At 59.4% G+C, this 10,084-nt stretch carries 8 protein-coding genes; 4 read left to right on the top strand and 4 right to left on the bottom strand.

Annotated elements, in window-relative coordinates; genetic code table 11:
- Positions 1-378 precede the first annotated feature (378 nt).
- Positions 379-1,533, top strand: a complete 1,155-nt coding sequence (locus tag K8U03_22705) for a CoA transferase (GenBank protein MCE9607709.1) — start codon at positions 379-381, stop codon at positions 1,531-1,533.
- A 33-nt stretch (positions 1,534-1,566) separates the two neighbouring features.
- Here K8U03_22705 and K8U03_22700 read toward each other — a convergent pair whose 3' ends face one another.
- Positions 1,567-2,841, bottom strand: coding sequence for a hypothetical protein (locus tag K8U03_22700; GenBank protein ID MCE9607708.1), 1,275 nt, complete (start codon positions 2,839-2,841; stop codon positions 1,567-1,569).
- Between the two features lie 224 nt (positions 2,842-3,065).
- Positions 3,066-3,944, bottom strand: coding sequence for a nucleotidyltransferase family protein (locus K8U03_22695; GenBank protein MCE9607707.1), 879 nt, complete (start codon positions 3,942-3,944; stop codon positions 3,066-3,068).
- A gap of 253 nt (positions 3,945-4,197) precedes the next feature.
- Here K8U03_22695 and K8U03_22690 point away from each other — a divergent pair, with 253 nt between their 5' ends.
- The 3 genes from K8U03_22690 to K8U03_22680 all read left to right on the top strand — a co-directional run bounded on the left by K8U03_22690 (position 4,198) and on the right by K8U03_22680 (position 6,594).
- Positions 4,198-4,464: a hypothetical protein gene (locus tag K8U03_22690; GenBank protein ID MCE9607706.1), complete on the top strand. Its 267-nt coding sequence runs from the start codon at positions 4,198-4,200 to the stop codon at positions 4,462-4,464.
- Between the two features lie 91 nt (positions 4,465-4,555).
- Entirely contained in the window at positions 4,556-5,698 is a 1,143-nt protein-coding gene (locus K8U03_22685) for a Gfo/Idh/MocA family oxidoreductase (protein ID MCE9607705.1), read from the top strand.
- A 302-nt stretch (positions 5,699-6,000) separates the two neighbouring features.
- The gene (locus K8U03_22680; GenBank protein MCE9607704.1) at positions 6,001-6,594 is read left to right on the top strand and encodes a sigma-70 family RNA polymerase sigma factor; all 594 of its coding nucleotides are present in this window, start codon (positions 6,001-6,003) and stop codon (positions 6,592-6,594) included.
- 38 nt (positions 6,595-6,632) lie between these two features.
- Here the strand turns inward: K8U03_22680 and K8U03_22675 are convergent, their stop codons facing one another.
- The gene (locus K8U03_22675) at positions 6,633-9,323 is read right to left on the bottom strand and encodes a serine/threonine protein kinase (protein ID MCE9607703.1); all 2,691 of its coding nucleotides are present in this window, start codon (positions 9,321-9,323) and stop codon (positions 6,633-6,635) included.
- Positions 9,324-9,434: 111 nt separating this feature from the next.
- Positions 9,435-9,851, bottom strand: a complete 417-nt coding sequence (locus K8U03_22670) for a hypothetical protein (GenBank protein ID MCE9607702.1) — start codon at positions 9,849-9,851, stop codon at positions 9,435-9,437.
- Between the last annotated feature and the right edge of the window lie 233 nt (positions 9,852-10,084).

The raw sequence follows: 10,084 nt of genomic DNA, 5'->3' as shown, positions 1-10,084 counted from the left end.
TCTCCAAGTTCAAGAAGCTGCTCCGCGACGGAGCCGAACGAACCGTCGACAAGCTCTGGAAGCTCTGCGGCACCATCCTCGATCGCTTCACCGAAACCGAATGCCGGAACTACTTCAAACACTGCGGATACCGATACACCTGATATAAATCCGCTCTATGCCGCGATCACGCGGATATTTTTAGGGCGACGATGCGGCGCACGGCGTTACGGTCGGCGGCCTCAGCTGCTGTCAGCGTGATGCGTTGGAACCCACAGCCGTGAAGCGGTTTATGCTGCAGCCCTTTCGCGAAGACCTATCCGAGTTGGCCTCCGATCCACTCCGGCCTATGCTATGTCGTCGCTATCGCTGGGGAATAAGGGGAAGGACAATCGATCCATGGTCGTACCCGACTTGCCGCTTGCCGGGGTGAAAGTGCTCGATCTGACACGGGTTCTCGCCGGTCCGTTTTGCACGATGTTGCTCGCCGACCTGGGAGCCGACGTCGTCAAGATCGAACGGCCCGGTATCGGTGATGATGCTCGGCACTATGGGCCCTTCTTGCCCTCGGGCGAGAGCGCGTACTTCGCCGGAATTAATCGCGGAAAGCGCAGCATCACGCTCGACTTGAAACACGAAACCGATCGCACGACGTTCGTGAATCTCGTTCGACGGGCCGACGTCGTCGTCGAGAACTATCGCCCCGGCACGATGGAAGCATTCGGCTTGGGAAGCGACAAGCTACGCGAAATCAATCCGCGGTTAATTTATACCTCGGTATCGGGCTTCGGGCGAACGGGGCCTTATCGAAGGCGACCGGCGTACGATGTGATCGTTCAAGCCCTCGGCGGGTTGATGAGCATCACCGGCCACGAAGCCGATCGGCCGGCACGGGTCGGCAGTTCCATCAGTGATATTTTGGCCGGCATGTATTCGGCCTTTGCGATCACGGCGGCTCTGGTTCGACGCGGTCGGACCGAGGTGGGGGCGGATCTCGACCTAGCCCTACTCGACTGCACCGTTGCGGTGCTTGAAAACGCCATTGTCCGCTACGGCGTGACCGGAGATATACCGGGTCCGTTGGGAACGCGGCATCCGTCGATCACACCGTTCCAGGCCTTTCGCGCAAGCGACGGCCCGCTCGTCATCGCGGCGGGGAACGACGCGTTGTGGCTCACGTTGTGCGAGGTGCTCGATGTGCCGCACCTCATTGCCGATCCGAAGTTGAAGACGAATAAGCTCCGCACCGAGAATCAGCCTTACATGGAAGGTGCGATCACGGCGGCACTTGGTCGCGGCACGGTCGCCGAATGGCTGACGAAGCTGGAAGCGGCGGGGGTTCCGGCTGCGCCGATCAAGAACATCGCCGAAGTCATGGAAGATCCGCAATTGCAGGCCCGCGAAATGTGGCACACGTTGTCCGATCGTGATGGGTTGAAGTTGACGACCCCCGGCACGCCGCTGGTGCTCGACGGCGTAAAGCCGAAACTCGACGGAACATGGCCGCTGCTGGGCGAGCACCAAGACGAAGTGCTGAAGGAGTGGCTCGCGTGAGGGAACCTCATGCCGAGGCGCGAATCGACTGACTCAGCGCAACAGCAGTTGACAAACCACCGCCGCAAGCGGGGCCATAGCGAAGCCCCAGAGCAGCATGCGGTTGAACAGCGGACGGGTATCGGTTGTCTTAGCCGCCGCGGCGATGCAGAGGGCTCCGATCGTCGACAGAGGTGAGACGTCGACTGCGTTCGAGCCGACGACGATGGCCGTGGCGACCGAGCCGGGATTACCTCCGCCGACCTCGCGAACGATGTCGCCGACGGCCGGGAGAAACGTCGGCAGAACGACACCCGACGTGCTGCTGAAGATGGAGATCGTGCCTGTGACGAAGGCCGACCAACCGACGACGGTTCGCTCGTCGGCAACGTATTTCATCGACTGCGAGATGAGATCGACGGCCCCGGTTTTTTCGCACAGCGCGACGAACGTCGACACGCCGGTAACCAACAGAACGACATTCCAAGGCATGGAGCGAATCGACGCCGATTCATCGGCCGAGCGAGTCACGAAGACGAGCACTGCGGCGCTGATCGCCGCGAAGCCGAGATTCAAGTTTCGTACCGCCAACACGGCGACGATTAACCCGAGAATCGCCGCCAGCGTGACGACGTGCGACGTAGTTATCTGCGCCGGCGGTGCGACTTCGACCGGCTCGGCATCGACTGGCCCGGCGACCGCCGAAGTTTTGAACCACCATCGTCCGCCGAAGAGCAACATCCCGCCGAACGCCAGGACGGCGTTGACGACGGCGTTCATGGCGATCGTCGAAACGAATGCCTCTTGCAGTCCATGTTTGCGAAAGTTATCCGCGATGATCAGCCCGATCGGCGTCAGTGACGAAGCTCCGCCGGCGATCGCACCATGCGCAACTGCGATGATCATGACCAACGGCGGAATCTTCAAGCGTGCCGACAACGCCAGGGCCGAAGGAGCTAACAGGGCCGCCGCCGCAATGTTTCCGGGCCCGAACGCCGCCCACACAGCGGCTAGGAAGAAATAAAATAAAGGCACCCATCGCGCGCGACCGCCGCAAAGCTGCACGCCGCCGTCGACCAGGAGACCGAGAGTGCCGTTGACCTGTGCGGCGGCGAACAGCAACGTCGTCCCGGCCAGGTCGAGAAACAACTTCACCGGGAAACCGGCGATGACCGTCGCAACGTCGATCTTCGATTCGTAGTAGGGTGCGACATACGCCCCGATGATCCATGCCGCCGCCAACGCCGCCAAGCCGACGTTGAGCGACGACACGCAACTGACGACTAACACGACGACCAACACGACCAAACAGACGACGGCCAAGTCCATGCGACGATCCTTGGTGTACGGCGAGAACGACCGATGCGTGATCAGTTTAGGCCGCGGTTACCCGGGATGCCAATCTCTTCGCAGCGTCGCCAACGCGGAGTATTGCCACGGCAACGACTTGATCATGCAACTGATCGTTTCACTTGGCCTCAGAGGCTATGTTGCCGAAAGCCGTCTAGAAGCGTTTTTAATCCACGCGGCCACATGAGCCGCGGCCGGCGCGCTCAGCATAACGCTCGGCTCGCGGAACGGCACCATGAACAATGGCGCCGCTGGAAAAGTAGGTTTAGAAAACCCGAGAGATACGGAAGGCGACGTATCGGCCGAATTAGCCGAACGTCGCCCTCCCGGGACCATGGAAGGCCGCCAAGAGGCGTTTCGTTTACCAAGGGTAGTCGGAGCGACGGGACGCCGTTAGAACCGCTGATGGCCGACGCGGCAGCATGGCCCGGTCGCTTAGTCCGAGCGGTATTGGCGATGCAATAGCGGCCGAACCGTACCGGGTCGGTCGCGGTTTCAAGCGGCTCGCTTGAGCAATTCACGCACCAGCCACGGCGGAATTTATTGAACGACGTCTGCGATCGGACGACGAATGAGCCGCCGAGCAGGGCGTTCCACACCAACCCCAACGGTTTTGCTCCAAGATGCTCCCGCAGATCACGACAGGCTGGTTCTTCGAATAAGCGTTCGGTCAAGGCGAGACTGGTTCGCACGGCCGTTTGGTCACCGGTGCGGATCATCGCCTCGCGGAGCCATTGTGTGTCGATGGGACCGGCCACGGCCCGACAAGTTTGCACGATGTCGCAAATCAGTTGCAGCCGATCGAAGCGATGCCCGACGGCGGCATGTACGCACGCGAGCAGCAGGATCGAAGCGCTCGTCGGCCTCCACATAGTCAAGTGGTCGACGGTGAATGGTTCCAACTGCAGGTTATCGAAGTGGACGGAAACGGCTCGGCGTTGCGAGGCGCAGTTGACCAAGTTCCAGTGCAGCTCGACCGACACGCCCGGGCATTCGCCGTGAAGCCAAGCCGTTTCGCCATAATCGCCGAGATCGTGTTTCAAATTCGGCGACATGGGCGAATAGCGAAGCCTGCCGAACACCTCTTCGGCGGCGGCTACAGATGCCCGGCGACGGCGCCTACTTCGTCGCCCTCGTCCCACGCGACGCCGGCGAAGCCGCTCCGAATTTCGCCACCCTCGGCGGCGGAAAGGCACTTAAGGTGAGTGGACCCTTCGGCACGGACGACGGTTTCTCTCCGACACGACCGGCAATGCCGAAGCGGAAGGGACGGTCTTCACCGGCGCAACCTTCACCGGCACGGTCGCGAGCGTTTAAGACCGTAAATCCGGCCTCGTGCTCGCGCTGGGCGCCGACGGCTCGGTGACTTATAAAAACTACGGAATCGCCGCTGCGGCCTCGGTTTCACTTCGTATTGACGACAAGGTCCTCACGGTCGATCTGCCGGAGAACCATACCGGAACTCAGGTGTCGATCACCGTTCCGGAAGGCTGGTCGGTTGGCTCATCAGCGGAGGGCGTCACGGTCGTAAGCACGAAGCAGACCGAGCACCAACTCACCGTTCCCGCCGGAGTGACCGAGGCTCGGCTTGTAAAGCGATAGGGATTCGAGTGGATCGCGAATCGAGATGATTGCGAATTCGCTCGTCGTCTGGCGGTCAACAACCAACCTTGTTCTTAAGAGGCTTACGCCGATGCCGACTCGTCATCTTTCCAGCCGTCGCGATTTGCTTGCCGCCGCCGGTGCGGCCGCCGTGGCGAGCATGACGTCCGCCGTCGAAGCAGCCGAGGAAGCGACTCAGCCCGAGAAGATCTTGCGGATCGGAGTGATCTCGGCCGCGTCGAGCGGCAAGCCGCAGTTCAAAAACGGCCACACATACAACTTCGCGCAGGGCTTCCATCCGACCGTCAACATGGACTTCATCAAGAGGCATCTCTCGCAAGGTCAAATCGACCTCTACGAAAAATACTTCCGCAATCCGAACTTCAACTTCGCGCGGCTACCGTTTCCCGACACGAAGATCACGCACTACTACGACGCCGATCCGAAATCGGCCGCGATGTTCTGCGAGGCGTTTCCCGGTGTGCAGGTAGCGCCGTCGCTCGAGAAGATGGCGGAAGAAGTCGACGCGATCTGGCTCGGCGACGCATCGGATGAAGGCTTTGATCACTTCGATCTCCTTGCGCCGGCGCTGGCCCGCGGCTTGCCGACCTTCTGCGACAAGCCGATCGGCGGCACCGTCGCGCAGACGAAGAAAATCCTCGAGTTCGCTCGGAAGCACAAAGCGCCGCTGATGTCGTCGAGCTTGTATCGCCATCAATGGGGAACCGAAGAAGCGCTCCGCATTCGCGACTCCGGCGAATCCGGAGCGCTCGAATACGTGATTGCCTGCACGGCCGGCGCTTGGTCGCTCCCGGTCTGGCATATTTACGGCCATCATCCGGTCTGGCTGGCAATGACGCTGCGCGGCCCCGGCGTGAAGGCCGTGAATATGGTTGCCAGCGGCAACACGGCTCACGCACTCATGACGTATGAAGATCGCAAGCCGGCCGAGATTTGGTTCGGCCGGCCCGACAAGGGGTCGACCTATAGCTTCGCCACTGCGGTATTCGCAAAGCGGACCTACGAGTGGAGCCCGGCGATCAACGAGCATTACTGGCTCGGGCACCACTACCAAATCTTCCGCATGGCCGACATTTTTCGCCACATGGTGCGTACGCGCGTGGAGCCGGTGCCGCACCAAGAGATCCTCGAAGTCACGGCCGTCCTCTATGCCGCTTCGAAATCGCTGAAGGAAAAGAGCCGCTTGGTGGAACTGGCCGAAGTCATGGGATAAAGCTCGATTGCCGCTGTTCGTTCGACTCGTCGCGAGCATGTCGCGCCGGCAGCGAGAAAAAGCGTATTGCCGTATGGAGTCGCTGCGACCACTATTGCTAAGCCGTTGCTCGATCGTCGACAACTGTCGCATTTACTCGAATTCAAGAAGCTGATCGAACTTCGCTATGTCGACCATCGATAACGACGAACAACTTCACGATGAGTTTCGAGTGAGTACCATTATGCGGAAAACCTCTCTTCTCACGTCGCTCATGTGATAAGACTGCTCGGAGCGGAACGAGCATCCCTTTGGAGTCCGTCATGCCCTCTGAAAACCCAAACGTCGACACCATCCAACTGCAAGTGCTGCTCGACCGCGCGAACGGCGGCAATTCGGAGGCGAGGAGCGAACTGCTCGATCAGTCGTATTCTCGGATGCTGAGGATTGCGCATAAACACTTGGAGCGATACTCGATCGTTCGCGGCAATGGGCAAGAAACTAACGATGTGCTGCACGATGCCTACGTGCGCATCAATCGAGCGTTGGATGAGCTTCGTCCGGCGACGGTTCGGCAACTGATGGGCTTGGTCGCACTGCAAACGAAACGCGTTCTCTTAGACGCCGTTCGGGTTCTCAGACGCCGTCCGTCGGTAGGGCCTTTTAGCCCGGCCGGTGCTTCCGATAGTGCGGCCCTACTCGATCCTCCCGCTCCGCCGGATCCGACGGGGTTTCCGATTTGGGAGGTGTTGGAACTGCTGGACCGATTGCCGACGGAGGAGCGCGAGATCGTGGAATCGTTGATCCTGCTCGAACTGCCGGCGATCGAAGTGGCTGCGCTATTGGGAATCAGCGACGACACCGTCCGACGGCGCTGGAGCCGAGCAAGGGTGAAGTTGGCGAACCTGATGGAATAACATCCGGTTGCTCATTCGTTGCGGTAAGCGACGAGTGATTAGGGTTGTATGTATTGCAAAAAGTTTCTGCCCTTCTTTCGGCTTTCGTCTTTCGGCGACGGAAGTGTCGCCAGAAGGGTGCGGATATCGGCCGTGAGCTGATCGATTTCCGGCGCCAAAGGCAAGTCGGCCGGAAGCCTGCTTAGAGCATTCAACGACGCCCCGAGAAGTCTTCTCGCCTCGTTTTGGTTCTCTGCTTTCGATAAATCTAATAGAAGCGTGCTCTTGTAGGCCGACTCGGCGAATACCGCTCTGATCCAATGGAGTCGGCGCTGCGCTTCCGGTGTCAAGAAATCCACCGCCGCCCATTCTTCCCAAACGGACAGCGCACGTTCCAATAGCTCTCGCACTTTCACGATTTGTTGCGACGATGCGTACTCTCTTACCTGCAACTCGAGGATCTCTCCCCAAATACTGAGATGCGACTGATAAGCTCTCGTAAAGCCCGAAAGTTCGAATCGTTTGGGGATGAGAGGGTGAAGTTGGGCGTGCGCTTGTTCGCAAAGTGCGAGTGCTTCGTTCGATCGCGATGGCTTATCTAAAGGGAGAGCTTGTGAAATCGGATCTGTTCGATCCGCCGGCTCTTTCCTCGCGATTTGATCGGCAAGTTGAGAAGTGAAAATGCCGACGGTGAAATGCATGCGCTCGTTCATCCGGCGATATTCCAAGTTGTGCGGATCGCCGATCAAAATTTTATCGCTGATTGCGAGGGCCTCTTCGAAAAGAGGCCGAGTATCTTCAAGTTGAAAAAATTTCGCTTGGGCCGATAGTTGTAAAGCGTCTGCTAGTAGAACTTGAAAAGAAGGATTTTGCGGATCCTTGATGATTAATTCACGAAAAGCCCCGATGGCTTTTTCCAACAGCGGCGTCGCTTTTTTCATGTTTTCCAAGATCTGAGCGTTGTTAAATAGCTTGGCGTCGGTGGTCACCGGCAGGACATGCAGTCTTGCGATCGTCATCAGTTTGACTGCTTCGCCCCCTTGAGCTTCTAAGTCGTTCGGTTGAAATCGACGAACATCCGCCCAGCACTGAGACGCCTGATCCAGCGTTCGCAGGGCGTCGTCCCGTCGGCCGAGATTTCCTTGAACGATCCCGAGCAGTTGGCTCAAGCTTGCGAGATCTCGTAAAGACTCAATGTCGTCGGGGGTCTCGGCAACGAGTTTTCGTAGTGAATCGCAGGCGATTTCCAGGCCTTTCGCAGTGGATTCCGGAACATCGGCGGTGATGATCGTCAGAACTGCGTTCGAGAACTTAGGGTCACCCACGGCGAATGCCGCCAAGTCGCGCGTCGTGCCGCGCGCTATCGTGGCATAGCGAGTGATCCGCGCATTGGCTTGGGTCAATTCTTCATTCTGTCGGCGCTCGCGAACGGCAAATGCGCTCGTCGATACGATCGCCACGAGAAGTGCGGCAGCGGCGCCGACCATGAACGTATGATGCCGCCTCACCCAACGCCTGACGCGAATCGACAGCGGCTCGGTCCAGCAACCGACCGGCTCGTCATCCAGATACTTCTCGATATCGACCGCGAGTTCCAAGGCCGTCGCGTAGCGCCGCTCGGGCTGCGGGGCCATGGCCTTCAGGCAGATCGCCTCCAGCGGTGCCGGAACGCTTGAGAGAACCTTCCGCGGCGCTCGTGGGGATTCGCCGGCTTTCACCCGTTTGAGCACTTCCAGCATGTCGCACGGAATATCGGCAGACGATTCCGCGAAGGGCACCACGCCGGTCAGCAGCGTGTACAGCGTGGCCCCTAGGCTATAAATATCGCTGGCCGGCCCGACTTGGTCCCAGCGGCCGTTCGCTTGTTCCGGGCTCATGTAGGCCGGCGTTCCCAAAGCGACTCCCGCCAACGTAGCCTGCCCGTCGCCTGAACTCAGACGCCGCAACGATTCCCGAGCCGGGTCGTTCGCTATGTCTTCCGCAGTCGTTCCGATCTCCTTAGCGAGCCCCCAGTCGATCACCAGGGTCACGCCGAAGCGGTCGAGCATGATGTTGCCCGGCTTGAGATCGCGGTGAATGATCCCTCGGCTGTGCGCGTAGGCCACGGTTTGGCAGACGGTGTCGAACCTGCGTAGAAGTTCACGCAACGACTTCGAGAATCGATCGGCGGCTTGGCCGGAAGCGTCCACACGATGCAACTCATCGATTGCGTTCCGGAGCGTCTGCTCATTATCGACCAGGCGCATGGCGTAATAAGGATTATCGCTTTGCTCTCCCGCCAGGCTGTAGATCGGCACGATGCCGGGATGCTCCAGCTTGCTGATGATCTTCGCCTCGAGCGCTAGTCGGCTGCGCGCGCCGGAATCGGCAGCGGAAAACGGTCGCAAGCACTTCAGCGCCGCGCGCCGTGGAAGTTCGCCGTCTTGAACTTCGAAGATCCAGCCTTGTCCTCCCTGACCTCGTAAGGCGACGGGAGAGTACCTGCCGACGCGGAAGTTTGTCATGAACTCTTGAATCGGATCCTTGGGATCGAAGCTTCCGGCTCTCGATGCAACCTTTCCGAGGCGGAGCAGAATTCGTTCTAAGTCCGACGCTAACTCCGGGAAGTCTACGGCGATCGCGGCCGGCGTCGGCGAGTTGCCGCGTGCGACGTCGTCCTCCCACCGCTCCAGCAGAATCGCCAGCCGTTCTTCACGATCGACTTCCGGCGTGCTGAAGCTCTGCGTGGTGTCGTTAGAGTTCTCGGACATGGTCGGGCACTTTCAAAGAACTGTTGCACGAAGTTAGAAATTCGGCGAACCCCAGCTCGAACGGCTACTCGTCACTTGAGCTATCGGAATCGATTACGTTCGAACCGGCGACTAACGGATCGCTGGCTTTCGAAGTCGACGGCTTACGACTACGGCAGCTCCGGCTACGCCGGCGACGATGCCGACGAGAGTCCAAGGAAAACGTCCTTCGGTCGAGTTGCTCGGCTTCGGCTGAGGAAGATCGGTATCGCTGCCCAGCTTGGCGCGAGGGACAGGCGATTCATCTTGCGATCGCTGCGATGGCGACTTGGGGGCAAGAGCGCTGTCGTCGCGCTTCGGAGAAAACGTGCCGTCCGAATTGAGAATCGTTTCCTGCGGCAACAACAAGTCGTCGGCGTTCGGGACTACTCGCGGCGGCGGCGTTTGCGGAGCCGCTGTGGAACCGACTTTCGGCGAGAGGGAAACTTCTTGTGCGCCCGCCGTAGAAAGTTGCATAACTGCTAAACAGGCGATGAGGAATAGTTTCATGATCTTGATCCTTCAGTAAAGCAGGGATGAGTAGTTGCCGAAGCAACGGGCAACATTGTCCGTGACGCAACACGACACAATCAAGGGAATTACAGAAGTGGAAAGTCGAGTCGGTCGGCCCGTCCCGCGGGAGGTGAAAGCGTCTCTGTAACACTGAGCGACGCGAGGTCCGGTTCCGCCGCAGAATTTTACGAAACTTCGCCGCTTGGCCGAAAACAGGGGCTTTTAGCAGC

This window comes from Planctomycetia bacterium (genome assembly GCA_021413845.1).
Taxonomy (GTDB): Bacteria; Planctomycetota; Planctomycetia; order Pirellulales; family PNKZ01; genus PNKZ01.
Note: the sequence above shows the minus strand (reverse complement) of the source record. Positions and strands in the feature narration are given on the sequence as shown.